Below are 25,061 nucleotides of genomic sequence, written 5' to 3'. Positions count from 1 at the left end.
GATTGATTTCGTCGTTTTCATTATAAAAAATCAAGCAATGGCGACACCTTTGCTTGATTGCTGGAGGAGTAAAAATGAAGAATCAAATCAATTCCTTTTTTGGGCTGGATGCCTTACAAACAACGGTCAAACGAGAAATCTTAGCTGGTTTTACCACCTTTATCTCGATGGCCTATATTTTATTCGTCAATCCAACGGTCCTTGGGGCATCTGGGATGGACGAAGGTGCCGTCTTTACGGCAACGGCGTTAGCCAGCGCATTGGGCTGTATCTTGATGGGGGTTTTAGCAAAATACCCGATCGCTACGGCACCCGCATTAGGGATCAACGCGTTCTTTTCTTATTCAGTCTGTATTGGAATGGGGGTTCCATGGCAAACAGCATTAGCGGGTGTGTTTGTGGCATCACTGATTTTCATCGTGATCACGATCTTTAAATTACGGGAGCTGATCATTGATGCGATCCCTGCTGATTTAAAATATGCCATCTCTGGGGGGATCGGTCTGTTCATCGCCTTTTTGGGATTGAGCGAAGGCGGGATCATCGTTTCCGATGATTCGACCCTTGTGGCACTAGGTTCATTGAGTGTCGGTACGACGTGGCTGACGATTTTTGGGTTAGTGATCACTGCCGTCTTGATGGTTCGCAGAGTTCCTGGTGGAATTTTTATCGGGATGGCCGCAACAACTGTTTTAGGTCTTTTGACTGGCTTGATCCAAGCACCATCCAGTATCGTTTCTGCTGCACCGAGTATTTCGTCCACATTCTTAGTGGCGCTAAACCATGTAGGAGACATCAACTCCCTGCAAATGTGGGTCGTAGTACTGACTTTCTTACTCGTCACTTTCTTTGATACTGCAGGCACCTTGGTGGGACTTGCCAATCAAGCGGGTTTTATGAAAGACAACAAAATGCCGCGGGTCGGCAAAGCACTTGCTTCTGACTCCACCGCCATGCTCGCTGGTTCTTTATTAGGGACCTCACCAGTAGGCGCATATGTCGAATCCTCCGCTGGGATCGCCGTGGGCGGTCGCTCTGGCTTGACTGCCGTGACGACTGGAATTTTCTTCTTGTTCGGCTTGTTCTTTTCACCATTGCTATCCGTTGTTACTTCCCAAGTGACGGCACCAGCACTGATCGTTGTAGGTGTGCTGATGGCACAATCGCTGCGAGAAATCAAATGGCACGAAATGGAAATCGCAATCCCAGCCTTCTTGATTCTACTAGGCATGCCGTTGACCTATAGCATCTCCGATGGGATCGCCTTGGGTTTCATCTTTTACCCAATCACCATGTTAGCAGCCAAACGCGGCAAAGAAGTCTCACCAATCATGTACGGCTTGTTCTTTGTCTTTCTTGGGTTTATGTGGATTTTGAATGTGTGAGAGAGACGTTTTAATGTAAACTTAGGATAGGATTTCAACTAATAAAAAACCAGTTAAGCGTGGCTTAGCTGGTTTTTATTATATGTCGCTTGCTATAAAAATGTTCAGAATTGAATAAGGATTTACTATCCGTGGTTTATATGCCGACGGATCAGGGCGTTGTATTGCTTAAAAAAATACTCAATGATCTGATCGATCTTCGCCATATCTTGTAAAGGGAGGTTTTAGTTTCTCTACCATTCATTGATTGTAAGATTACTTTGAAGTGAAGCTTCATTCCAAAACCGCCTAACCCAACAATTTTCACGCAAAACCTGCGCTTTTCTTTCAGTTATTGTTATAATAAAAGAAAACGCAAAGGTGGGAAATCATGACAACGATCAAGGACATTGCTGAAAAGGCGGGAGTAGCGAAAAGTACGGTTTCCCGCTATCTGAACAATGGCTATATCAGTGAAGAAAAGCGCAAAAAAATTGATCAGATCATTGCTGACACTGGCTATCGCCCCAATACATTTGCTCGTTCGCTGAAAGCCCAAGACACGAAATTGCTGGGCGTGATCATTCCTCGACTGAATTCACCATCGACAAATGATGTGTTGAAAGGGATCGATACGACGGCACGGGAAAACGGCTATCAAATGCTGATCACCAACTCTGATCAAAGCGATGAACGGGAATTAGAAAATATCGAAATGCTGGTCAAACAAAAAGTAGCAGGGATGATCCTGTTTGCGCGCAAAATCACGCCGCAGCTGCAAGCGGTGCTGGCAGAGGTTCCTATGCCTGTTTTATTGTTAGGTCAACAGTTAGCTGGCATTCATTCCATCGTCCATGAAGATTATCAAGCTGGCAAAATCATGGCAGAATATGCAGTCAGCGCTGGCCACCGACGTTATTTATTTGTTGGTGTCAGCGAAAATGATTATGCGGTAGGTGTCTTGCGGAAAAAAGGATTTCTTGATGTCTTGGCACAAACGCCCAACGTCAAAGTCGACTTTATCGAAACGTCCTTTTCAAGAAGAGAAACGTACCAAAAAGCCCTTGTGTTCTTGAAAGATCAATCGGCAACGTACATCGCCTGTGCTACCGACAATATTGCTGTTGCTGTATTGAAAGCCGCCCATGAACTAGGGTATCAAGTGCCGCAAGACTTTTCCTTGAACGGATTTGGTGGCTATGATTCGACGGATTATGTCTATCCGACCATCACAACGACCCAATATCCCTATGTCCAATTAGGCATCGATGCCGTCTTAACGATCCAAAAACTGACACAAGGGGAAGAGGTTCCTGAAGTGATCGAATTACCGAATCGATTAGTGGTCAAACAGTCGACTGCCAAGCTTGACAAGCAGGAGAAATAAAGCAAACATTTTAAGAGAAAACAGAACGTCCAGTTGCGGCGTTCTGTTTTTTTATTTTCTTTGCTTGCAATTGCAAACGGTTTCTGTTAATCTACAAATGTAGAACCGGTTCCACAAATGAACCGACGATCAAAGGAGTGGGAAAAATGAAGGAACAAAAAACGATCGACCAAGTGTTAGAAGCTGTTGGCGGCAAAGAAAATGTCAAAAACTTTGAACACTGTGCCACACGTTTGCGCTTGATTTTGAAAGACGATCAGTTAGTAGATAAAGACAAAGCGGAAGCAGTTGAGGGCAGCAAGGGCTATTTTTTCAACACGGGACAGCATCAGTTCATTTTTGGAACAGGAAAAGTCAATGAAGTTTATCAAGCCTTCGCAGCAGAAATGGGCAATGACGCCTCCGCTGATAAAGCTGGCTTCAAAGATGATGTCTATTCGAATCTGTCACCCGTCCAAAAAGTTGTCCGCACGTTGTCAGATGTCTTGGTGCCATTGATTCCAGCTTTGGTAACGACGGGGCTTTTGATGGGGATTCGGGGATTATTGACCGAGTTGGGGGTCACTTATAGTGCTGACTGGTTAGCTATGTTTGAAATGTTAACGGATACAGCGTTTGCCTTTTTACCTGTTTTGATCGCCTATAGTGCGACGAAAAAATTCGGCGGTAATCCGATCATTGGGATCGTGGTAGGATTGATGATGGTGGCACCGCAATTGCCGAACGCTTGGGCAGTTGCCAGCGGGGATGCAGAGCCATTGCACTTATTCGGTTTATCGATCTCTGGGTATCAAGGGTCGATTTTTCCAGCAATTATTGTCGGGCTCTTAGTTTCTAAGCTAGAAAAATGGTTCCGTAAATTTGTTCCGCAAATGATGGATTTGATCGTGACACCATTCTTAACGATCGTCATTACTTTAGGTTTGATTTTGTTTGCGTTAGGACCAATCTTGCAAGTAGCTGAAAGAGCAGTCATCAACAGTATCGTCTACTTGGTGCAAGCACCATTGGGCATCGGTTATATCATTTACGGAGGGGTTCAGCAAGTGATCGTGATCACTGGATTGCACCATTCGTTAAGTATTATTGAGTTAGGGTTATTGAATACGACAGGCGAAAACGTCCTACAAGTCTTAGGTACAGCAAGTATGGCGGGACAATTTGGGGCTGCGATCGCTGCGGCATTTATTTATAAAAACAAAGTCAAACGCTCAAATGCCATCAGTGCGGCGGTTCCAACCTTATTTGGGATCACGGAACCTTTACTATTTGGGGTCAACTTACGCTCGATGCGCATTTTTGGCGCAGGCATGCTGGGAGGCGCAGTCGGCGGGTTTGCGACGTATGTCTTCCAATTAGCTGCCACTGGGATGGGCATCACTTTTATACCAGGTCTATTGTTGTATACTGGAGATTTCGGTGCCATGCTGAAATACGTTGTCGTGATTTTGATTGCCTTTGGTGTCGGTTTTGCTGGTGTCCAATTGCAGCGCAAACCGCTAGCCAAAGAGTTGAACCAATAAATAATCCCTTGCTGTTCATCGGCAAGAGAAAAGAGGTACCACATTGTTAACGAAGGAATACTGGGCACAGCTTGCCCAAACCCAAAACGATTTAGCAGAAAAAATCAGTGCTGATGCGTGGCGCTTGAACTACCATTTGATGCCAGAAACAGGATGGATGAACGACCCGAATGGTCTTTGCCAATTCAAAGGCGTGGTTCATTTTTACCATCAATATGTACCGCAAACGCCCCATGGCGGGGAACCACCCCACTGGGGACACAAAACGTCGACGGATTATGTCACGTTTCAAGAAGAAGCGCTGTTTCTTTCTCCCGAACACGACTATGACAAAGACGGGGTCTACTCGGGTTCTGCCTTTATCGAGAATGACGCGATCCATTTCTTCTATACTGGGAATGTCAAACATCCTGGTGATCATGACTATACCTTTAGTGGACGAGAACAAAACACGGTCCATGTAATCAGCAAAGACGGCTATACCGTCGAAAAGCAAGAAGTCGTGATTCCTCATGAGGACTACCCTGAAGGATTTACCGATCATATTCGTGACCCAAAGGTTTTTGCCCACGAAGGCACCTACTATATGCTGCTAGGCGCGCGTACGTTGGAAAACGAAGGCAAAATTTTGATTTATGAATCGACGGATTTAAATGAATGGACCTATCGAGGAATCTTTTTCGGTGAGGACTATGCTCTAGGCTACATGTGGGAATGCCCAGACTACTTCCATTTAGATGGCAAAGATGTGTTGGTCTTCTCACCGCAAGGCTTGGCAGCCAAAAAACATGCCTACCAAAATATTCATCAATCAGGGTATCTGATTGGTGAGGTGGATTGGGAAACCCTGACGTTTAAAGAAACTTCTGCGTTTCGTGAACTTGATTATGGGTTTGACTTCTATGCCCCGCAAACCTTTGAAGATGAGCAGAAACGTCGGATCTTGTGGGGCTGGATGGGGCTAGGGGATACCAGTCCTGAATACAGCAATCCTACGATCCCTCGCGGCTGGCAGCATGCCGCAACGCTGCCAAGACAGCTTTCGGTCAAAAATGACCAGTTGTATCAAGAACCTTTGCCAGAATTCCAAAAATTGCGAGACAAGCAAGTCAGCCAAAAAATTGTGCTTTCAGAGAAAACGCAGCACTTGTCTTTCGATGAATTGGCATATGAGTTGCAAGTTACGGCGGAAGTCCCATTGCAGCAGTTCCAGCTTGGACTTTTGCAAGATACGACTTTGGCTTATGAAGCTGGTGTCTTCACGATCCATCATGGCGTTTCTGGCTACGGTCGTAAACAGCGCAGTGTCAAGGTCGATGAACTGACGCAGCTGCAGATTTTTGTCGATACGTCTTCGATTGAGATCTTCCTAAATGGCGGGCAATATTGTTTGACCTCTCGCGTGTATCCCAAACGGACCGAGGCGTTCGCTCTCAGCGGAACCGGCACGGTTTGTGTCAATGCTTGGGCATTGGCGAAAAATTAAAGCAACGATCCGAAAACGACAGCAAACAGTTTGTTTTTCTTGTTGCACCCCCAAGAGTCAGCTTTTTCTCTGGCTTTTAGGGGGGCATCATACCAACTATTTTGCTGTCGTTATTTGCTTGTTACTGCTTTTGTTGGTTTTGGATAAAGGTCTGCAGCGCAGGCGCATCGATCCGATAGCCGTCTGCAGTTTTTGTGACTAGTTTTTGCGTTTTGAAATCTTTTAAGGTATACGTTAAATGGCGATAGCTCACGCCTAAGTATTCTGCGGTCTCCGTTAATTTTTCTTGAAAAAGATCATCGATCGAAGCTTCCAACAGTAGATGAGCAAGGCGCCAAGCTAAGGGATAGGTTTGATTGACGGAAAAATGATCCATACGCAGCAGCAATTTTTCACCGATAGTTTTGCCTAGTGTTTGTACGAAAGCCAGGTCTTGCATGAGCCCGTGAGCTGCTGCTTGCATCGGAATGCCCAGACATGTTGTTTCACCGATCGCAACCACGGTTTTCGGTACTGTTTCGGCGCCAATCAACGTGAGATCGCCAATGCAATCACCAGGATGGAGAAACTGCAGCAAGGCACGTTTGCCGTTTTCTTGCGTTTGAATGATCTTGGATTTGCCAGTCAATAGGACGAAAAAGACCGACATCGGCACCGTTTCTTTTTGGATCGCTTCTCGATGATCAAAGGTCCAGAGGGCACTTTGTTGTAAAATCTCCTCAGGAATCGGCAAAGGGCAGCTTTCTTTGATTGGTACCTGCTTTATTGCCAAGGCATAAGCGGTTTTTTTCACTTTTTTCCTCCGAACTAGGAGAAATCTCCTATTTGTTTTTAGTCAGTATAGCACATACTTAGAAAAGCAAAAAAGAAAGTGTGGGAGAAAAAATGAATAAAAAGCAATGGATAGGATCAGGGATTTTTTATGGGTTGAGTGCATTCGGGATCAGCTTGACCATTAAAGCAAGCGTTGGGGTCAGTAGTTTTAATGCCTTGAATGTTACGCTGGCAACGATGTCAGGAATCAAAGTCGGCACCATCACAACAGCCATCAATTTGAGCTTTTTAGCTGCCTGTTGGCTATTGGATCGGCGGCAGACGTCCCTCAAACAAAAAGGCAGTGAGTACTTGATTATGTTTTTTGCTTTGCTGGCATTCGGCTATTTGATCAATGGCTTTGTTTACTACTTCTTGGCATCGCTGCACTTGACGAATTATTGGAGCCAACTAGCTGCTTTGATCGGTGGGATCTTGATTTCTGGAACGGCGACGGGACAAGTCCTACGGTTGCAGGTCTTGAAATTTCCAATCGAGCACTGGTGTCATTTGCTGGCGCAACGCAGTCGTTGGACATTTAAGCAGTACCGTTATGGCGTTGATGCAGTCTGTATTTCGGGGGCACTCTTGCTAGCGATCAGTTTGGGCTTGCCGCTAGCGGTGAGGGAAGGGACCGTCATTAGTTTCTTTTTGCTCTCAGGTGCCGTTGCTTGGTCGAAGGAACGTGATTTGGCAGGGGCTTTACCCATTTGGCAAAGAAACAGTTAGCCAGCAGTATTCTTGGAATCGGGAAGGCGTCGAGTGTTCTAAAAATGCAGAAAGCGTTTTTTATGCTACTCTTATTAAATAAGCGAGATATTTAGTAGGAGGAGACAGGATGAATCGGTTGATTGAAGGGTTTCAGGAAAATTTTGCACCAAAATTGGTTAGGATCAGTGAAAATCGGTTTTTAGTTGCCGTGCGCAACGGAGTCGCCGTTACGATGCCGCTGACGATAATCGGCAGTCTCTTTTTGATTTTAGCCAATCTGCCTTTTCTTGGCTGGACCGAGTTTGTCGGGGAATTTGGCGTCAAACTAGGCGCCGCCAGCAATTTTACATTTGGAATTTTGGGACTGGCCGCTTGTATCGGGATCGCCTACTATTTGGCGGCTTCGTATGAGATCGATCGGATCGGTTCTGTCGTGTTGGCAGTCTGCGCGTTTTTGCTGCTGCAGGCGGGGGAAGAATGGACGATCGATCCAGCTTCTTTGGGGGCGTCTGGTCTGTTTACAGGAATCGTCACGGCGATTGCGACAGTAGTGATCCATCGCTTTTTTCTCAAGCACCGCTTAGTGATTCGGATGCCAGCAGAAGTGCCGACCGCAGTTGCCAAGAGTTTTTCGGTCTTGCTTCCCGGAGCTGCCATCATCACGGGTGCCTGGGTGATTCGGGTCTTGTTGGAATTTAATGTCAATCAATTTGTGCAAGCCATCTTTTCACCGCTGGCAGTTGGTCTAAACACATTGCCTGGGATGCTGTTGTATACCTTTTTGATTTTGTTGCTTTGGTGTTTAGGGATTCATGGCAGCAATGTGATGGGGAGTATCGGCGATCCGATTTTTCTAGCTTTATTAGCAGCCAATACCGAAGCCTACACTGCAGGCGAACCGTTACCGAACATTTTTGCAGGCGGGTTTTATATCATGTTTTTGTGCTATGGAGGCACTGGTTCAACACTGGGGCTGATCATCAACATGTTAGTTTCAAAGAAAAAAGCCTATCGTTCCCTAGGGAAGATGGCTTTGCCCTCTGCTATTTTTTGTATCAATGAGCCAATCATTTTTGGGTTTCCGATCGTGATGAACCCTATTATGATGATTCCTTTCATCCTGACACCCCTTGTATTATGTGTCGGAACGTATTTCTTGTCGGTCACCAATGTCATTGGGCGAATCATGTTCAATCCACCGTGGACCACACCGCCCTTTATCAATACTTACCTTGCAACCGGCGGCAATATCCCTGCTGTTCTTTGGAGTATCGCTTCCTTACTGATTAGTGTGGCGATCTACTATCCATTCTTTAAAATCAGCGAACGAAGTTTAACAGAAGAAGAAAAAGGCGTTACCGACGCAGTTGCCGCGAAGGGGGAGAACTAAACGCTTATGATTGGCTCGTGGTGCGTTGTTTTGTCTGGCAAAGAAAACAGTGGCTGCTACTCATCAAATTGCACAGTGATCCCAGATTTCGTCAATTGTTCCCATTCACGGATCGTTGGCAAGCGGCCTTGGCAAAATAGCTGATCGTCGACACACACGAGTGGCAGACAGCTGCGGCCATTGCTTGCTAATTGCTGCTTGACGGCTTGATTCGTATGAAAAGGGGCAGAATCTTCTGCAAAAAAATATTCGTCGATCGTTAAAGGTTCGTTATGAAATGTTTGATGAGCCTGGATCCTTTCTTCATTTATTTTTAACTGGTGAGTCAAGTGTGCTTCCCAAGTATCTTCTTTCTGGTCGGCATAAACCGCGATCGTTGGCATTGCATCAAATCCTTTCATGGCAGCTGATTTGTCAAAAGTATACCTGAATTTCTTGCCACGAGCAAAAAAGAGTATCAAAAAGAAGTGAAACAACAAAAAAAGACGCAAATGCGTCTTTTTTGTTGTTTCTTATTTATTGACTTTAGTCAGTTTCGTTCGCGTAGCGTACGAAACAAAAAAACCGCGCGTTTCTACGCGTGGACGAAATAGCTTTAGCGATAAAAAACTCCTTTCGATATACTAATAGTGGCTACCAACCGCATATCAGATCGAAAGGAGTTTTTTTATGTCTAACGACGATAAAAGTTTAGCACATACCAGATGGAATTTTAAGTATCACATAGTCTTCACCCCGAAGTATCGACGAAAAGTGATTTATGGAAAGTTAAGAGTAAGTATTGGTCAGATATTAAGAAAATTGTGTGAGATGAAAGATGTTGAAATCATTGAAGCTCATGCCATGCCTGACCATATTCATATGTTAGTAAGAATACCACCAAAGATTAGTATTTCTAGTTTTATGGGCTACTTAAAAGGACGAAGTGCACCCTTAATCCATGAAAAACATGCGAATTTGAAATATAAGTATGGGAATAAAGGCTTTTGGTCCAAAGGATACTACGTGAGTACGGTTGGGTTAAATCAAAAAACAATTGAAAAATATATTCGAGAACAAGAAGCAGATGATCGAATAAGAGATAGTATAAGTAAACAAGAGTATGTAGATCCATTTAAATAGTGAAAGAGAGATAGGGCTGTGAGCGGTTGGTGGTCATTTAAAAAGCCCCTTTTAAGGGGCTAGCGAGTGGTGAGCCCTTCTAGGGCTGTTAAAAAGCCACCCGTTTCACGGGTGGATATTTACTCGTCAGCGGGTAAAAAATCGAAATTGGTCAACTCGTTGTAAGAATACGCTTGGTCGATTTGACCCTTGTCTTTCGTCCAAGCAATGATTGCGTCGAATTGCTCTTGCGGCACTGCCTGGGCATACGGATAGTCTTCCTGGCTGTCTAAGTAGGTACTCATAGCATCGGGAAATTGATAGTCTGCCAAGATGTCGGCATAGTCTTTTGCTGAATGAGCATTCATGTAATCGATGGCTTCGTTGTAAGCAGTGTAGAATGCTTTTAGGTCTTGCGGGCGATTTTGGATAACTTCGTCCATAAATTGCAGTGTGCCGCCTTTGATGCCAGCATCTTTAGAGCTGCCTAAAACAATCGCCCCTTGGGCAGCCAACATGCTGGCTTGCGGTTCCGTATAAACAGCGCCATCGACTTGGTCATTGAGCAATGCTTCGGAACGGGCAGAAAAAGAAGCGATATCCACGATGTCATAGGTAAAATCATTTTCCTGTGCAAATTGGTCCATGATGTATTCTAAAATGAAATTCGGTACAAGGGTGATTTTTTTATCCGCTAACCCTTTCATCTCAGTGATCCCTGAATTCGGTGAAGCGAGAATCTTGAAGTTTTCCAAAATATCAGAAGTGATCGTCATATCGATGCCGTTTTGCTTAAAGGTCGCTTCTGTCATGACATCGCTGATGGTACCATCCAACTCGCCTGCCTGCACCGCCACATTGCGGTCATTCGGGGAAGTGAAGGATTTGAGTTCCACAGTCAATCCTTGCTTTTCGAAAAAGCCTTCTTCTTTTGCTAGAATGATCGGAATCGCTGATTCAGCTGGTAACACCCCGATCGTCAATGTTTGATCTGTGACCGCAGCTTCTGTACTGCTAGTGCTGGAATTGCTGGTACTTGCTGTTTCGTCAGTGTTGCCGCAGGCGGCAGCGCCAACAGCGAATAGTGCTAGGATACTTGCTAAAATCGTTTTTTTCATTGGTTCATTTCCTCGTTTCTAAATCGTTGTTCAAAAGCAGCCATTGGTAGTGAGAACGGGATGACTGCCCGATGGAGTTCCATTGGCTTGGTTTGTGCCGTGTTGATACCTGGTTTGGTGGTAAATGCTAGAACAAAGCCTTCCTTTTCCAAGGTAGCGATCGTCTGCTGATCATAAAAACCAAAGGGATAGGCAAAAACATCCTTGATGGCCACGTGCTGATTACAGCTTCGTAAGTCTTGCGCAAAAGCTGCTGATGTTTCCCACATTGAACGCCCTTGCTGGTCCTTGCGTTCGTGAAAATGATCGGTATGATTGGCATATTCGAAGACATCGCTCATTTCGGCTAATTCGGCGCTGCTCAATGTCCGCGAAACTTCTGGCTCGTAAGGCTGAGGGGCATCAAAAAGCCAGCCAGTTACGACAAAGGCAGTGGCCTTGAAACCAGCTTCTTTCAACAGTGGGTAGGCATATTCTTTCATCGATTGATAACAGTCGTCAAAGGTCAGCAACACGGATTTTTCTGGTAGCGGCTGCTGCCGGAAATAAAAATCTTTGACTTCTGCAAGGGTCAACGTATGGTAATTTTCTGCTTTCAAAAAGTCGATTTGTTGTTTAAAATGAGAAGTGCTATTGAATAAGGGCAGAGGCAAGGCATCTTGATACCCGTCTGCGACTTTGATCGGGCGAACCTGATCATAAAGTTCTGCTTCGGGACGTATTTCATGAAATACGAGGGTCTGAAACATCATAAACCATCCTTTCTTGTCAATCACGCAAAAAATAGTATAGCATAAAATGTGAAAACCAACACAAATAATTTGAAGAAAGAAGTTTATTCTCTGATGAGTATTCTATTCGATTCCGTTTCCTTTACCTATGGAGATACCGCTATTTTTAAAAACCTTTCGTTTTGTTTTGAACAAGGCGCGACCTATGTGCTGCTGGCAGAATCGGGCATTGGCAAAAGCACGCTTTTATCCTTGATCAAAGGGTTGCAGCGACCGCAATCGGGCAGGATCACTTACCAAGGCTGTTCCCCTGACAACATCGAGGTCGTTTTCCAAGAACTGCATTTGTTTCCTTGGCAAACAGTCTACCAAGCACTGGAAATGCCGCTGATTATCAACCAAACCCCTAGTGAGCGCCGTAAAAAACGGGTCGCCAGCTGTTTGGCTGAGTTGGGATTGACGCAGGTGCAGGACCGCTATCCGCATCAGCTTAGCGGCGGTCAAAAACAGCGGGCTGCCATGGGGCGGGGACTGATCACACAGCCCGATGTTTTATTATTGGATGAGCCGACTGCTTCGCTGGACCAAGAAACCAAAGCAAACGCCCAAGCCATGATCGCTGCCCAACAGCAGCGCAGACAAAACAGCTTGATCGTGGTGACCCACGATCCAGAAGAGGCAGTGTTTTTGGGGCAGACGATTTTGCTGCTAAAAGATCAGGGCGTTACGCCGATCAGTAATCCATTTTACGGCAGCCAGCAGGAACGAGACTCGTTGGCTTTTTATGAAGTCGTCTTGCAGTTGAAAGAACAAATGAGGGAGGCGAGGCAATGAAACCCATCAAATCTTTTGCTTGGGGCTTCTGTTCGTTTGTCCTGGTTTGGTGGGGCGTAAGCTGGGTGACCAACAATCGCTCACTGCCTAATCCTTTAGAAACGGCTGAACGTTTTTGGGCACTGCGAGAAGTCATACTGATCCACGCAGGTGCCAGTTTGCTGCGGGTATTTGCGGCGTTGAGCGGGGCGTTGCTAGTCGGGGTGCCGTTAGGAATCTTGATTGGGCGATCCCAAAGAGTGGATCGGCTGCTTGGTCCACTGCTTTACTTTTTATATCCGATTCCTAAAGTTGCGTTTTTACCCGTCTTTATGATTTTCTTTGGCTTAGGCAATCTCTCAAAAATTCTCTTGATTTTTGCGGTGATCGTCATTCAAGTGATCGTCTCGATTCGTGATGCAGTCACGAAGATCCCACCAGCGTATTTTCAGGTCATGAAAAATTATACCAATCAATGGCGCCATGTCTTGCGCTTCGTTATTTTGCCCGCGCTCATGCCCGCGCTTTTTGCCAGTGTGCGGGTCAGTATCGGGATCGCGTTGGCTTCCCTCTTTTTTGCCGAAAACTATAACACGACGTATGGTGTCGGCTATCTGGTCTTAAGTGCGTGGTCAAAAATGGACTACCCACAAATGCTTTCGGGTATCCTCCTGATTGCTTTGATGGGCTATCTGCTTTTTACCAGTATCGATTGGTTGGAAAAAGTGGTGTGCCGTTACCGACAATCTTAAAAAAAAATGATCGATTGATAAATGTTTGCGGCAGTTCGTGTATTTTTGAACAAAATGATTTATACTAAGGATATCTTATTGAGAATCATTCTCACTGAAAGGAAGACCTTACTATGAAAGAAATCGATCTGTCAAAAACGCTCTATGAACTTGTGGCACAATATCCTGAAATACAAGAAATCATGAGTCAACTAGGGTTTACGGCGATCAATCAACCAGGGATGCTGCAAACTGCTGGACGTTATATGACGATACCCAAAGGTGCTCAGATGAAGAAGATCCCCTTGGAAATGGTTTGTCTCGCTTTCGAAAAACAAGGGTTTCTTGTGAAAGGAGCGACGAAATGAAAACCAACAGTCAAAGACAAGAACGGATCGTCGAAATACTGAGTTTGCTTCACCAAGGCGGTTCCTTTGAAGAAGCTAAACGCTTGTTTAACGAAGAATTTGATGGTGTGGATGTGACGGAGATCACTGCTGCTGAAAAAGCTTTGATCCAAACGGGGTTGGACCCTTCTGAGATTCAGCGTTTGTGCAATATTCATGCTGCTGTTTTTAAAGGATCGATCAATGAGATCCATCACTCCAATGAAGAATATGGGCAACCAGGCCATCCTGTGCATACCCTGAGATTGGAGAACCAAGTCCTGCAATCCCTGTTGACCGATGAGATCGACAGCCTCTTAGCCAAAATCAAAACCGGTGATTGGACGCCTAAAAAGCGTCTACAAGCTGCCTGCAATGATTTAATGCAGATCGACAAACACTATGCGCGAAAAGAAACGTTGATTTTTTCTTACATGGAGAAGTACGGCATCACTGCGCCGCCAAAAGTGATGTGGGGTGTTGATGATGATATTCGGGTTATGATCAAAGCGCTCAATGAGCTTTTGGCATCCGAAAAAGCTGCCTATAATCCAATCGCTGTCCAATGGGAAGCAGTCAAAAACGAGATCGAAGAGATGATTTTCAAAGAAGAAGAAATCATGGTGCCCATGACGCTGGATGTCTTCAGTCTTAAAGATTGGGAACAAATTGCGGCTGACAGTTTTGACATCGGCTTTGCCTTTATCCCAGAACCGCTTCCTTGGAAACCGAGCCAAGAAGCCCTTGAAAAGGAACAGGCGGCAGAACCCGCACGGCAAGCGGCGATCAAACAAGCCCAAGAAACAACCGCTGGCATCGCAGCCGGTTTAGGATTCAATGACTTTCAAGTCACAGAATCGGAAGATTCGCCGCAAATTGCTGAACAGCCGACCGTTTCATTGCCTACTGGTAATCTGCAATTTGAGCAATTGGTGGCCATTTTTCAAACGTTGCCAGTGGACTTGACCTTTGTAGATAGTGAAGAGCGGGTGCGCTTTTATTCAGAAGGCAAGAGTCGCGTCTTTCCACGAACGAATTCGGTTTTAGGTCGTGAAGTCGTCAACTGCCATCCACCGAAAAGCATGCATCTCGTGCAACAGATTTTGGATGATTTTCGAGCGGGTACAAGGGAGACAGCTGAATTTTGGATCGATATGCGGGGCCGTAAAATCTATATTCGCTACTTTGCATTAAAAAATGAAGCAGGCATCTATTTAGGTTGTCTAGAAGTCACGCAAGACATTACGGAGATCCAAAAAATCGAAGGGCAAAGCCGTTTGCTGGATCAGTGAGCAGTTTGGAGAAAGGCTGATCCGTGTCTATTTGAAACGAAGCAAAAAAAGAAAAATCAATAAAACGCTTGCAACGTTTCTGGAAAAATAGTATAGTAAAGGCAATCAAATGGGTAGTTACTGATAATGCAGGCTATACCTTTTTACGTGTGTATGGATCCTACACATGTATTAAGGTATCGCCTTTTTTCATTTTAAGGAGGTGAGAAGCGTCTTGAAGATCAAAAAAATCTTAAACAACAATGCAGTTTTGGTCGGACAAGATGGCAAAGATTTTATCTGGATCGGTACCGGCCTTGGCTTCAAAATGAAACCAGGACAAACCGCCGATGAATCAAAAATTGAAAAAGTGTTTGTGCTTCATAAGAAATCTTCTGATCGTTTGATGGAATTGCTAGAGAACATTCCAATCCAATATGCGTCTCTTGCGGATGATATTATCCGTTATGGAAAGCAAGTCATTTCCTACCAGTTAAGTGATTCCATTTACATCTCTTTGACGGATCACATCTATAATTTGATTCGCTTGAAAGAAGAAGGGATCAGCATTAACAATCGCTTGACCTGGGAAATCAAGCGTTTCTATCCTAACGAGTATGCAGTAGGAGAGCATGCGGTTCGGTTGATTGAAAGCAAAACGCAATTCTCCCTAAATGAGGCAGAGATCAGTAATATCGCCATGCATTTTATTAATGCGCAAATCAATGACGATTCAGAGAAGATGGAAGATATCGAATTTCTGACACAAAAAATCAAAGACATTATTTCACTTATTCGTATTCACAATCGTGTGCACATTGATGAGAATAGTTTAGCTTTCGATCGCTTCGTCACCCATTTGAGATTCTTTTTTAAACGGATTGAAAACAAGGAAATCGTTGAAGGCGTCGGGAATCCTCTGTTAGTCCACGTGATTGATAAATATCCTAAAGCCTATGAAACCACCCGTTTGATTGGCGAATATTTAAATAAAACATTATATGACGATGAACAATTGTATTTAACGCTTCATGTACAAAAATTGATCGATCAATAATTCAAGGTGTTACTGATAAAGCAGGCAAGACTTGACAAGGCTACAAGAAATGTAGTGTTGTTTGGTCTTGCCTTTTTTATTGGTTGTATAGTAGAGAAAGGAATGAATGAGATGCAATACCAAGAATTGAATGAACAAATTTTAAAGAATATCGGCGGAAAAGAAAACATTGCTGGATTGACGCATTGTATTACCCGTCTTCGGTTTAAACTTAAAGATGAATCAAAAGCCCAGACCCAAACGATCAAAAATTTGCCGGGGGTTGTCACCGTCGTCCAAAGTGGGGGACAATATCAAGTAGTTATCGGAAATCACGTAGGAGAAGTTTACAAAGAATTTACGGACATGATCGATATGAATACGGAAGAAACTTCTGGGCAAGAGGAAGAACCAAAAGGGATTTTAAACCGATTTATCGATATTGTCGCTGGTATTTTTACGCCGATCATCAATGTCTTGATGGCAGCAGGGATGATCAAAGGGTTACTTGCTTTATTGACAACATTTGAAGTGCTGGATAAAGCATCAGGGACGTATTTGATTTTAAATGCGACAGGGGATGGATTGTTTTATTTCTTCCCACTCTTTCTAGGGTACACTGCTTCGAAAAAATTTGGGGGTAAACCCTTTATCGGAATGGCGATCGGGGCAGCATTAGTTTATCCGACGATCGTAGCAGCAAATGGCGGAAGCGAAGCGATGTATACCTTATTTGCAGGTTCTGTCTTAGAATCTCCAATCTATATTACTTTTCTTGGAATCCCTGTTATATTGATGAGCTATACTTCAAGCGTGATTCCGATTATTGCAGCTACTTATTTGGCATCAAAACTAGAAGCTTTCTTTTCTTTATTGATTCCACGAGCAGTGCGGAGTTTCTTTGTTTCTTTTCTGACCTTGATCATCACAGTGCCATTAGTCTTTCTAATCGTTGGACCGATTACTACTTGGGCAGGATTATTATTAGGGCAAGCATTGTCAGCTGCTTACGAGTTTAGTCCGATTATCGCGGGTATTGTTATCGGTGGATTTTGGCAAGTCTTCATTATGTTTGGCCTGCATTGGGGCTTTGTGCCGATCGCTTTGAACAACTATGCCACACTAGGGTACGATGTCGTGATGATGGCTGGTCTGGCAACACCTGTGGCGATGGCGGGAGTCACCCTCGCAATCTTTTTGAAAACTAGAAACAAAAAATTAAAAGAAATTGCCTTCCCTGCTTTTCTTTCGGCAATCTTTGGTATCACGGAGCCGGCACTGTATGGGGTAACCTTACCTAGGAAAAAAGCATTTTATACTACCTCCATCGCAGTCGCTGTTGCAGGAGGAATCATGGGATTGTTCAAAACAAGAGTCTACATCAACGGCGGGACAGGTATTTTCGCTTTACCACGATTTATTCACCCAGAAAATGGCATTGATAACAGTTTTATCGGGTTTGCCTTAGCTAGTGCCGTTGCCTTCGCATTAGGATTTTTGATCACATTCTTTTATGCCTATAATCCTAAAAGTGATGACGAACCAGCTAGTGAAGGAGCCAACGAAAAAAACGTGGAGCCATCGACACTGAATCATGAACTTGGACAAACTGTTCTCTATGATTTAGCAACACCAGTTAGAGGAACGATCATCCCACTAAAAGAAGTAAAAGACGAAGCGTTTTCCAGCGGATTGTTAGGGAAAGGATTAGCTGTCATTCCGTCAGAAGGAAAGGTCTACGCACCAGCAGATGGAATCGTTTCAACACTTTTTCCGACAAATCATGCTGTGGGAATCACGACCGCAGATGGTGTTGAAGTTCTGATTCATGTAGGGATGGATACAGTGAATTTGAAAGGACAGTATTTCCAGCCAGCCGTTGCCCAAGGAGACTCAGTAACGAAGGGACAATTACTTTTGAGTTTTGATAAAGACGCATTGGAAAAAGAAGGCTATTCCATCGTGACACCGATTATTATTTCAAACACGGCGGATTACCTAGATATTGTTGAAACAGACAAACAAGATGTTGAAAAACAAGATACCTTATTAACGGTCATCGGTTAGGAGGAAAGACAAGTTGAAAAAAAATATCTTTTTATTCGTAGCAGATCAGATGAGAAATGACGCACTCGCACATATGGGGAATCCCGCATCAATCACCCCTAACTTTGATGAACTGGCAGAAGAAGGGGTCTCATTTGAAAATGCCTACTGCCAAAACCCTGTCTGTGTGCCTTCTAGAAATAGTTTTCTGACAGGTTTTTATCCACATGTCAATGGGCATCGAACGATGCACTATTTGCAAAGAGAAGATGAACCCAATATTTTGAAAGAAATGAAGAATCAAGGTTATGAAGTCATCTGGATCGGCAGAAATGATGTGGTTCCAGGGGATAAACCAAAAACAGACTATTGTGATGAATATTATGACGGTGTAGTAGACGAAAACACTCGGGATGCTCAAAACAGTGAAGTCAATCATTCTGCTGATATGAACGAAGCCAGTAAACAGCTGTACGACCAGATGCTTTCAGGAGATACGTATTATTCATTTTATATGGGAAAATTACCAGACAGTGAGGGCTATGGCAAAACGGACTGGAATTGTGTGAAAAAGGCGTTGGACTATCTTGAATGCCGCAGTCAGGAAAAGACAGACAAACCATTTTTCGTTTATTGTACGATCTCATTCCCACATCCACCCTATGCTTGCGAAGATCCATGGTATTCGAGTATTGATCGTCAGAAACTGCCGAAACGTCGGCCGAATATCAAAGATATTCCTAACAAAGCCTCAATGCTGTATGGCATCAATGAGAAACAGAATTTGAACGGTTGGACAGAAGAGCGCTTTGATGAATTACGAGCTACCTATTTAGCAATGGTTTCGCGTTTTGATCATCAACTGGGCATGATCAAAGAGAAGCTGCGTGAAACAGGCTTTTACGATGAGACAAACCTCATTGTTTTCAGTGACCATGGAGACTATACTGGTGACTACACGATCACTGAAAAAGTCCAAAACTGTTTTGAAGAGCCGATCACGAATGTCCCATTGGTCATCAAACCTGCTAAAACGATTGAAAGTGTGCCGCGAATCACCAAAGTACAAGCGGAACTGCTAGATTTACCAGCAACGATCGCCGAACTGGCTGAGTTCGATCTTTCCTATACACAATTTGGAAAATCCTTGGTTCCTGTGATCAAAGGAGCCGAAGAGCACAAAGATGCTGTTTTTTGCGAAGGCGGACGCATTCATGGCGAGACACAAGCGATGGAGCTAGGGCATGGACCGAAATCTCCGTATTGGCCGCGGCTTGCGACACAGTATAGCGAAGGTCCGGAACATACTAAAGCAGTTATGTGCAAGATGGGGAACTATAAATATGTGATGCGTCTTTATGAGCATGACGAATTATATGATTTGGAAAAAGACCCAATGGAAATCAAAAACTTGGCGCTAGAAAGAGAATACGCCGAAATTGTCGAGAAAATGAAACAACGCGTTACTCTTTTTTATATGGAAACGACTGATTTTGTTCCGATGAAACGGGACAAACGCTAAATAAGTAAAAAAAGAATCGAGGCCTCCACATGAAACACATTTCCGTTTTGATCAAGCCAGCATCCTCTTTTTGCAATCTGCGCTGCACCTATTGCTTTTATGCTAACGTCAGTTCCTTGCGTGAAGTGCGTTCCTTTGGCAAAATGAAAAAGGATGTAATGGAAAAGATGATTGCAAACATTTATACAGACTTAGAAGCTGGCGATCATTTGACGTTGGCATTTCAAGGCGGAGAGCCGACGATGGCGGGGCTGAGTTATTTTAGAAAACTAACGGCTTATGTTGCGGCGCAAAAAAAGCAAGTGACAGTACACTATGCGATCCAGACCAACGGCATGGTGATCAATGACAAGTGGTGTCGTTTTTTGAAAGAGCATCGCTTTTTAGTCGGGCTGTCGATCGATGGGCATCCGCTTGCGCACGATCGTCATCGATTAGACGCCAAAGGGCGGGGAACCTTTGCGCGGGTTTTACAGACCAAGCGGTTATTGGATGCCTATCAGATCGAGTACAATGTCTTGTGCGTGTTGACAAATCCGTTAGCAAAGGAAGCCCAGCGTGTGTTTGATTTTCTCAAAGAAGAGCAGATTGCATTTGTGCAGTTCATTCCTTGTTTGGCTGATTTGGATGCCACATCAACCAACGACTATGCCTTGACACCAAGAGCCTTTGCTGGCTTTTATCAGCAGCTGTTGGCGTTTTGGCTGCAGGAATTGAAGCAAGGGCGCTACCTAAGTATCAAGCTGTTCGATGATTTACTGAATCTATTGGTGCGGCAGCAAGTAACTGCCTGCGGGATTCTAGGCAATTGCCAAGTGCAGTATGTGATCGAAGCCGACGGCAGTGTCTATCCTTGTGACTTCTATGTATTAGATGAGTTTCGCATGGGCTATATCCAAGAGCAAACGTTGCGGGAATTGTTTTCTCAAGATTGTTCGCAGCAGTTTTTGTACCAGAAAAAAGACATGCCTTCGAAGTGTACGCAATGTCCTTTCCAAAAAATGTGCCGAGGAGGCTGTAAACGAATGAAAGATGCAATGTACGTGGATAGTGAGGGTTTTTGCGGCTATCAGGAGCTGTTAAAAGACTTCACACCTAGAATCAATGAGATACTGGGGCTTTTGCAAGGGGTGAGACAATGATCGGACTGATTTATTTTCTCGTGATCGTCTTAGCAAATGCCGTAGGGGCAGTTTCGGGCATGGGGGGCGGCGTGCTGATCAAACCGATTTTCGATTTTATCGGCGCCCATTCTGTTGCTGCGATCTCTTTTTACTCGGCGACAGCGGTCTTCACGATGTCCATCGTTTCGACAGCTAGACAATTATCCAGTGGACGGAAAATCAAGTGGTCGATTGCCTTGTGGGTTTCTGGCGGCGCTGTGTTAGGCGGTGTTTTAGGCAATGTTGCCTTTGAACGGTTATTGCTGGTCTTTCGAGACGACAAGATGGTTCAGCTGATCCAAATCCTTGTGACCGTGCTGACACTATTGTTTGCTTTTTTGTATACAAAATATAACTGGCGCGGGTTTGCGCTGAAAAAAGTCGGCTGGTATGCAGCTTGTGGCTTGATTCTCGGCTTTCTAGCCAGTTTGCTAGGGATCGGCGGCGGACCCATCAATGTTTCTTTATTGATGCTGCTGTTTGCCATGCCGATCAAAGAGGCGACGATTTATTCAATTTGTACGATTTTTTTCTCACAGCTGGCGAAAATTTTGACGATCGCTTTTACGACAGGTTTTGGTGCGTATGATCTGCAAATTTTGTGGTTTGTTATTCCAGCCGCGATCGTGGGAGGACTGTTAGGCGCCAAGGCCAGCAACGTCCTGTCACCGCAACGAGTGACACTGGTATTTCAAACTGTGATCGTGCTGGTGTTACTGATTAATCTGTACAATGGCTATCAATTATTGTAAAAAGGAGGCAAGCAGATGCCAACGATTCCAGCAGGAACTTATCGAATCGGCACGAATACGATGGACGGCTTTGCCGAGGATCTTGAGGGACCGCAAATCAGCCTCGACAGTCCAGCATTTGCCATTGATGCCACGACGGTGACGAACCAAGCTTTCCAAGTTTTTGTGGAAGCAACAGGATATGTCACAGAAGCCGAGCGCTTTGGCTGGTCGTTCGTTTTTCACTATTTTTTAAGTGAGCAAACGAAACACCGCAGTCAAAAGGTACCGAATATGGCTTGGTGGTACGCGGTTAGTGGCGCAGATTGGCGTCATCCTGAAGGATCTGATTCAACGATTGCCCAGCGGATGGATCACCCAGTGGTTCAGGTGTCTCGCAACGATGCGATCGCCTATTGCCAATGGGCAAAAAAACGCCTCCCGACAGAAGCAGAGTGGGAGATCGCTGCAAAAGGCGGGACAAGTTTTGAAAAATATCCTTGGGGAAGGGAATTTTTGGCAGAAAATACCTATCATTGCAATATTTGGCAAGGAGAGTTTCCAAAAAGCAACACGCAAGCAGATGGCTTTGGCAATACAGCGCCAGCGAAATGGTATGAGCCCAACGGCTTTGGTCTCTATCAAGTGATCGGCAACGTCTGGGAATGGTGCGTCAATCCTGCCCGCATCCCGCTGACACAGTTTCAACAACAGACGGGACAAACCTTTTGGGCAAGGAATCAAACACAAGATGATCAACTGTATGCGACTCGCGGCGGTTCGTTTTTGTGCCACGAATCCTATTGCAAACGATACCGAATTGCCGCTAGAAATGGTAATTCTGGGATGTCGGCAGCCAATAATTTAGGGTTTCGGTGTGTCAAAGACTTGGATCAGTAAACCGATAAAAGCAAAAGCGGCACCTATCCACGAAGATAGGTACCGCTTGTTTTATTGCCATTCGGATTGATAATTTCCTTTGAGATCATAAACATAATTGATCTCGGTGCGATTACGAATCCCATTTAAACCAACGGTCCAAGTCCATTCGCCTTGGAAGCCGTTTAAAATGACGATGCTGACGCCAGGAACATAGTGATCCAGCTGAGCTGCTCGTGCCTCAGAATCCTTGATGATCTTGGGAATGACGCCCCAATCGATGGCATCAAAGGCAATGGTATCTTCCATCGAAAGCTCGATCGTATCGTCGTCTTTTTTCCATTTGGTCAACAGATTTTCTGGGTAATACCAATACTCGTCTTGCAGGCCTGTGTTTGGATTGATCACTCGCGCAACTGCATAAATGCCGCTTTTTAGCGGGACATTGCGGATGTGAAAACTATAGCTGACCAGTTGCAGCTCTTTGTCCTTGAGTGAGGATTGATTCGGCAGCGCAGCCATAATTTCTTTGGCACTGGCTTCTTCTCGAAAGAGTTGGCGGTCTACAGGTAAAAAGGTGGAAACTACGCCAATACAAAAGAGAATCACTGGCAGCAAGAGCAATGAGAATAACCAATAGAATGGCGATTTTTTCCGTTTCTTGATGCCGATGACCAAACCAACCAAAAAGACCAGCAGAATCCCTGCCACCCAAAAGTAGGGGAACAAACGAATGATCTGATGCCTGGTTTCAACGACTTGGTATTCATTCAGACCAAACCAGTTTTCCGCGATGGTGAGGTTATTTAAAACAATGATTCCGCCAATAATACTTAGAATAAATAAGAAAATCAATAGCAAAAGTATCCGGCCGAGTATCCGACGTATCAGTGAGGGGCTAGTAGGTGGGGTCATGAGTCACGTCCTTTTTATTTTTTCGAAAATAGTAGGTTAAATACAAGAGTAGTACAACTGGTGTTTTTTTTCAATGATTGTAGACAAAAAAACTGCATCCACAGATGCAACCTCAAAAAGTTAGACCAAAAATCTAACTTTTTAGGGTCAGGACACCGCAGATGCAGGTTTTATTTTCATTTAGTCGAGTGTTTGTTGGCGGGCGATAGCTGGAAAGAATTTCAGGCTATACAAGGCGCTGATCCCAAATAGAATATAAATGACGCGGGCAATGATCGACGTGCTGCCGCCGGTGATCGCTGCGACAAGGTCAAACTCGAAGGCGCCGACCAGCAGCCAATTGATACCGCCGATGATCAATAAGGTCAGTGCGATCCCATCAAATGTTTTTAACATAGGAAACTCCTCTCTAGTTGTCGCCCCATCAACGTTCATCGTCGGTGATGGTGACATCTTTTTCTTTCTCGCCTTCTTGATTGCGCTCATTATAGATATAGACATGGCGAACGATTTTAATCAGCGGGCGAATGGTCAAAAAGACACCGCCGATCAAATAGGCGATCGTTCCGTAAATCGCAGGCAAGCTAGTTAATGAAACGATACTTCCGAAAATATAAAACAAGCCCGTCAAAATATCATTCGTAAGTGAGATCAACATGTAGCGATTTTGAAAGTAGATGCGAAAGCGACTTGCCTTGATGATCACATCTTCTTCTTTTCCCGGATCGAATTGATGTTCACTCCGTTTGATTTTTGGCATAGGTGCCATCACTGCTCCTTTATTTGTACTAAGGTTTCAAGACAACTTTGATGTTCTTGTCTTCTTTTTTGTCAAAAATCTCATACGCTTTGGCAGCATCTGCTAAAGGCATCGTGTGGGTGATGATCTGTGACGGGTCAAACAAACCGTCCGCAATCATGTCATAAATTTTTGGCATCAAATGGATCACAGGTGCTTGCCCGTGTTTGACATCGATGTTACGCATAAAGAATTCTTGTAATGGATAAGAAGAAGCTGGTGTCATGTAAACGCCAGTGATTTGGACGGTACCAAATTTTTTTACTGCTTTGGCGGCCATCTGGATCGGTGAGATCGTTCCACTTTGCAAGCTGACTAGGTTTTTGGCTTTTTCTTTGACGGGTTCTAAACCATCCATCCCAACACAGTCGATGATCACATCAGCGCCACCTTTGGTCAGCTCATACAGTTCATCAGCACTAGTAGCCAAATCATCCAATTGGAATGTTTCGACTTGATTGTAGCTGCTGGCTTTTTCTAAGCGATGAGCAACAGGGTCCACGGCAATCACCCGCTTAGCGCCTGCCATCACGGCAAATTTTTGGGCAAACAACCCAACTGGGCCTGAGCCTAAGACGATCACGGTATCATCCTTTTTGACGCCAGCGTTTTGGACACTCCAATACGCTGTAGGTAAGATGTCAGATAAAAACAATACTTTTTCATCAGGGATCGTTGATTCAGGTACGATAAACGAAGTGAAATCTGCGAAAGGTACGCGCAAGAATTCGGCTTGACCGCCCCAGTGGTTGCCGTTCATTTTTCCGAAACCGAATAAGCCGCCATACAATGTATCTTCTGAAGAATTGTCGCATTGACTTTCCATTTCATTTTGACAAAAGTGGCAATGGCCGCAACCGATATTGAAAGGGATGACGACGCGGTCGCCTTTTTTTAGTTTCTGTACTTGACTGCCAACTTCTTCGACAATACCCATTGGTTCGTGACCAACGACATAGCCTTCTTCCAAAACCGAGCCGCCATGGTGGTAAAGGTGGAGATCAGAGCCGCAGATCGCAGTTGCGGTGATTCGGATGATCGCATCCGTCGGTTCTAAAATCGTTGGATCTTCTACACGACGAACGTCCATTTTTTGATTTCCTTGCCAGGTTACTGCTTGCATCATTTTTCCTCCTTGTTTGTTC

General features: G+C 44.5%; 25 protein-coding genes. 17 read left to right on the top strand and 8 right to left on the bottom strand.

The features are described 5' to 3' along the window. Positions 1–74: 74 nt before the first annotated feature. The 4 genes from CO692_RS02670 (at position 75) to CO692_RS02655 (ending at position 5,760) form a co-directional block, all read left to right on the top strand. Entirely contained in the window at positions 75–1,385 is a 1,311-nt protein-coding gene (locus tag CO692_RS02670; protein WP_081116571.1) for an NCS2 family permease, read from the top strand. Positions 1,386–1,755: 370 nt separating this feature from the next. Then, positions 1,756–2,751: a LacI family DNA-binding transcriptional regulator gene (locus CO692_RS02665; RefSeq protein WP_096741466.1), complete on the top strand. Its 996-nt coding sequence runs from the start codon at positions 1,756–1,758 to the stop codon at positions 2,749–2,751. Positions 2,752–2,897: 146 nt separating this feature from the next. Continuing rightward, positions 2,898–4,274 (top strand): PTS transporter subunit EIIC, encoded by a 1,377-nt coding sequence (locus CO692_RS02660; RefSeq protein WP_096741465.1) that lies wholly within the window; start codon positions 2,898–2,900, stop codon positions 4,272–4,274. A 43-nt stretch (positions 4,275–4,317) separates the two neighbouring features. Then, positions 4,318–5,760 carry a glycoside hydrolase family 32 protein gene (locus CO692_RS02655; RefSeq protein WP_096741464.1) on the top strand — a complete coding sequence of 481 codons (1,443 nt, stop codon included), beginning with the start codon at positions 4,318–4,320 and terminating at the stop codon, positions 5,758–5,760. Positions 5,761–5,881: 121 nt separating this feature from the next. On the opposite strand, the gene CO692_RS02650 is transcribed toward CO692_RS02655, so the two are convergent. Continuing rightward, entirely contained in the window at positions 5,882–6,553 is a 672-nt protein-coding gene (locus CO692_RS02650; protein WP_096741463.1) for a cyclic nucleotide-binding domain-containing protein, read from the bottom strand. Positions 6,554–6,645: 92 nt separating this feature from the next. Between CO692_RS02650 and CO692_RS02645 the strand changes: the two genes are divergently transcribed. Both CO692_RS02645 and CO692_RS02640 read left to right on the top strand, forming a co-directional pair. Further along, positions 6,646–7,302: a YczE/YyaS/YitT family protein gene (locus CO692_RS02645; protein WP_096741462.1), complete on the top strand. Its 657-nt coding sequence runs from the start codon at positions 6,646–6,648 to the stop codon at positions 7,300–7,302. Between the two features lie 109 nt (positions 7,303–7,411). Next, a complete protein-coding gene (locus CO692_RS02640) occupies positions 7,412–8,674 on the top strand; it encodes a PTS sugar transporter subunit IIC (RefSeq protein WP_096741461.1) in 1,263 nt (420 codons plus the stop codon). 56 nt (positions 8,675–8,730) lie between these two features. Here the strand turns inward: CO692_RS02640 and CO692_RS02635 are convergent, their stop codons facing one another. Continuing rightward, a complete protein-coding gene (locus CO692_RS02635) occupies positions 8,731–9,135 on the bottom strand; it encodes an arsenic metallochaperone ArsD family protein (protein WP_096742850.1) in 405 nt (134 codons plus the stop codon). A gap of 208 nt (positions 9,136–9,343) precedes the next feature. Between CO692_RS02635 and tnpA the strand changes: the two genes are divergently transcribed. After that, a complete protein-coding gene (gene tnpA, locus CO692_RS02630) occupies positions 9,344–9,796 on the top strand; it encodes an IS200/IS605 family transposase (protein ID WP_096741460.1) in 453 nt (150 codons plus the stop codon). 119 nt (positions 9,797–9,915) lie between these two features. On the opposite strand, the gene CO692_RS02625 is transcribed toward tnpA, so the two are convergent. Then, positions 9,916–10,893: an ABC transporter substrate-binding protein gene (locus tag CO692_RS02625; protein WP_096741459.1), complete on the bottom strand. Its 978-nt coding sequence runs from the start codon at positions 10,891–10,893 to the stop codon at positions 9,916–9,918. Further along, positions 10,890–11,642, bottom strand: coding sequence for a polysaccharide deacetylase family protein (locus CO692_RS02620; RefSeq protein WP_185932313.1), 753 nt, complete (start codon positions 11,640–11,642; stop codon positions 10,890–10,892). The genes CO692_RS02625 and CO692_RS02620 overlap by 4 nt, the downstream gene beginning before the upstream one ends. Before the next feature lie 96 nt (positions 11,643–11,738). Between CO692_RS02620 and CO692_RS02615 the strand changes: the two genes are divergently transcribed. The 10 genes from CO692_RS02615 (at position 11,739) to CO692_RS02570 (ending at position 22,223) form a co-directional block, all read left to right on the top strand. Further along, positions 11,739–12,458: an ABC transporter ATP-binding protein gene (locus CO692_RS02615; RefSeq protein ID WP_226818214.1), complete on the top strand. Its 720-nt coding sequence runs from the start codon at positions 11,739–11,741 to the stop codon at positions 12,456–12,458. Next, complete coding sequence (locus CO692_RS02610; RefSeq protein WP_096741456.1) at positions 12,455–13,189, top strand: ABC transporter permease; 735 nt, start codon at positions 12,455–12,457, stop codon at positions 13,187–13,189. The genes CO692_RS02615 and CO692_RS02610 overlap by 4 nt, the downstream gene beginning before the upstream one ends. Positions 13,190–13,302: 113 nt before the next feature. Continuing rightward, positions 13,303–13,536 (top strand): DUF1858 domain-containing protein, encoded by a 234-nt coding sequence (locus tag CO692_RS02605; protein ID WP_010747746.1) that lies wholly within the window; start codon positions 13,303–13,305, stop codon positions 13,534–13,536. Then, positions 13,533–14,846, top strand: a complete 1,314-nt coding sequence (locus CO692_RS02600) for a DUF438 domain-containing protein (protein WP_096741455.1) — start codon at positions 13,533–13,535, stop codon at positions 14,844–14,846. Before CO692_RS02605 ends, CO692_RS02600 begins: the two co-directional genes overlap by 4 nt. A 214-nt stretch (positions 14,847–15,060) precedes the next feature. Next, a complete protein-coding gene (locus tag CO692_RS02595; protein ID WP_096741454.1) occupies positions 15,061–15,882 on the top strand; it encodes a PRD domain-containing protein in 822 nt (273 codons plus the stop codon). Positions 15,883–15,993: 111 nt separating this feature from the next. Then, a complete protein-coding gene (locus CO692_RS02590) occupies positions 15,994–17,928 on the top strand; it encodes a beta-glucoside-specific PTS transporter subunit IIABC (protein ID WP_096741453.1) in 1,935 nt (644 codons plus the stop codon). Positions 17,929–17,941: 13 nt separating this feature from the next. Continuing rightward, a complete protein-coding gene (locus CO692_RS02585) occupies positions 17,942–19,429 on the top strand; it encodes a sulfatase-like hydrolase/transferase (RefSeq protein ID WP_096741452.1) in 1,488 nt (495 codons plus the stop codon). Between the two features lie 29 nt (positions 19,430–19,458). Further along, positions 19,459–20,571, top strand: coding sequence for a radical SAM/SPASM domain-containing protein (locus CO692_RS02580; protein WP_096741451.1), 1,113 nt, complete (start codon positions 19,459–19,461; stop codon positions 20,569–20,571). Next, positions 20,568–21,344, top strand: coding sequence for a sulfite exporter TauE/SafE family protein (locus CO692_RS02575; RefSeq protein WP_096741450.1), 777 nt, complete (start codon positions 20,568–20,570; stop codon positions 21,342–21,344). Before CO692_RS02580 ends, CO692_RS02575 begins: the two co-directional genes overlap by 4 nt. Positions 21,345–21,359: 15 nt before the next feature. After that, positions 21,360–22,223: a formylglycine-generating enzyme family protein gene (locus CO692_RS02570; RefSeq protein ID WP_096741449.1), complete on the top strand. Its 864-nt coding sequence runs from the start codon at positions 21,360–21,362 to the stop codon at positions 22,221–22,223. Between the two features lie 51 nt (positions 22,224–22,274). Here CO692_RS02570 and CO692_RS02565 read toward each other — a convergent pair whose 3' ends face one another. The 4 genes from CO692_RS02565 to CO692_RS02550 all read right to left on the bottom strand — a co-directional run bounded on the left by CO692_RS02565 (position 22,275) and on the right by CO692_RS02550 (position 25,039). Next, positions 22,275–23,117 carry a hypothetical protein gene (locus CO692_RS02565; protein WP_096741448.1) on the bottom strand — a complete coding sequence of 281 codons (843 nt, stop codon included), beginning with the start codon at positions 23,115–23,117 and terminating at the stop codon, positions 22,275–22,277. A 180-nt stretch (positions 23,118–23,297) separates the two neighbouring features. After that, positions 23,298–23,513: a DUF378 domain-containing protein gene (locus tag CO692_RS02560; RefSeq protein WP_226818212.1), complete on the bottom strand. Its 216-nt coding sequence runs from the start codon at positions 23,511–23,513 to the stop codon at positions 23,298–23,300. Between the two features lie 28 nt (positions 23,514–23,541). After that, positions 23,542–23,886, bottom strand: a complete 345-nt coding sequence (locus CO692_RS02555; RefSeq protein ID WP_015509287.1) for a YrhK family protein — start codon at positions 23,884–23,886, stop codon at positions 23,542–23,544. 19 nt (positions 23,887–23,905) lie between these two features. Next, positions 23,906–25,039 carry an alcohol dehydrogenase catalytic domain-containing protein gene (locus CO692_RS02550; protein WP_074534994.1) on the bottom strand — a complete coding sequence of 378 codons (1,134 nt, stop codon included), beginning with the start codon at positions 25,037–25,039 and terminating at the stop codon, positions 23,906–23,908. Between the last annotated feature and the right edge of the window lie 22 nt (positions 25,040–25,061).

The organism is Enterococcus sp. FDAARGOS_375 (assembly GCF_002393265.1).
In the GTDB taxonomy this organism is placed as follows: domain Bacteria; phylum Bacillota; class Bacilli; order Lactobacillales; family Enterococcaceae; genus Enterococcus_D; species Enterococcus_D innesii.
Note: the sequence above shows the minus strand (reverse complement) of the source record. Positions and strands in the feature narration are given on the sequence as shown.

Excerpts from the sequence above, each read along its gene's own strand:
- CO692_RS02580 (WP_096741451.1), top strand. The coding sequence starts at position 19,459 with ATGAAACACATTTCCGTTTTGATCAAGCCAGCATCCTCTTTTTGCAAT.
- CO692_RS02610 (WP_096741456.1), top strand. The coding sequence starts at position 12,455 with ATGAAACCCATCAAATCTTTTGCTTGGGGCTTCTGTTCGTTTGTCCTG.
- CO692_RS02640 (WP_096741461.1), top strand. The coding sequence starts at position 7,412 with ATGAATCGGTTGATTGAAGGGTTTCAGGAAAATTTTGCACCAAAATTG.
- CO692_RS02620 (WP_185932313.1), bottom strand. The coding sequence starts at position 11,642 with ATGTTTCAGACCCTCGTATTTCATGAAATACGTCCCGAAGCAGAACTT.
- CO692_RS02570 (WP_096741449.1), top strand. The coding sequence starts at position 21,360 with ATGCCAACGATTCCAGCAGGAACTTATCGAATCGGCACGAATACGATG.
- CO692_RS02665 (WP_096741466.1), top strand. The coding sequence starts at position 1,756 with ATGACAACGATCAAGGACATTGCTGAAAAGGCGGGAGTAGCGAAAAGT.
- CO692_RS02670 (WP_081116571.1), top strand. The coding sequence starts at position 75 with ATGAAGAATCAAATCAATTCCTTTTTTGGGCTGGATGCCTTACAAACA.
- CO692_RS02590 (WP_096741453.1), top strand. The coding sequence starts at position 15,994 with ATGCAATACCAAGAATTGAATGAACAAATTTTAAAGAATATCGGCGGA.
- CO692_RS02560 (WP_226818212.1), bottom strand. The coding sequence starts at position 23,513 with ATGTTAAAAACATTTGATGGGATCGCACTGACCTTATTGATCATCGGC.
- CO692_RS02600 (WP_096741455.1), top strand. The coding sequence starts at position 13,533 with ATGAAAACCAACAGTCAAAGACAAGAACGGATCGTCGAAATACTGAGT.
- tnpA (WP_096741460.1), top strand. The coding sequence starts at position 9,344 with ATGTCTAACGACGATAAAAGTTTAGCACATACCAGATGGAATTTTAAG.
- CO692_RS02555 (WP_015509287.1), bottom strand. The coding sequence starts at position 23,886 with ATGGCACCTATGCCAAAAATCAAACGGAGTGAACATCAATTCGATCCG.
- CO692_RS02550 (WP_074534994.1), bottom strand. The coding sequence starts at position 25,039 with ATGCAAGCAGTAACCTGGCAAGGAAATCAAAAAATGGACGTTCGTCGT.
- CO692_RS02575 (WP_096741450.1), top strand. The coding sequence starts at position 20,568 with ATGATCGGACTGATTTATTTTCTCGTGATCGTCTTAGCAAATGCCGTA.
- CO692_RS02625 (WP_096741459.1), bottom strand. The coding sequence starts at position 10,893 with ATGAAAAAAACGATTTTAGCAAGTATCCTAGCACTATTCGCTGTTGGC.
- CO692_RS02605 (WP_010747746.1), top strand. The coding sequence starts at position 13,303 with ATGAAAGAAATCGATCTGTCAAAAACGCTCTATGAACTTGTGGCACAA.
- CO692_RS02660 (WP_096741465.1), top strand. The coding sequence starts at position 2,898 with ATGAAGGAACAAAAAACGATCGACCAAGTGTTAGAAGCTGTTGGCGGC.
- CO692_RS02615 (WP_226818214.1), top strand. The coding sequence starts at position 11,739 with ATGAGTATTCTATTCGATTCCGTTTCCTTTACCTATGGAGATACCGCT.
- CO692_RS02565 (WP_096741448.1), bottom strand. The coding sequence starts at position 23,117 with ATGACCCCACCTACTAGCCCCTCACTGATACGTCGGATACTCGGCCGG.
- CO692_RS02645 (WP_096741462.1), top strand. The coding sequence starts at position 6,646 with ATGAATAAAAAGCAATGGATAGGATCAGGGATTTTTTATGGGTTGAGT.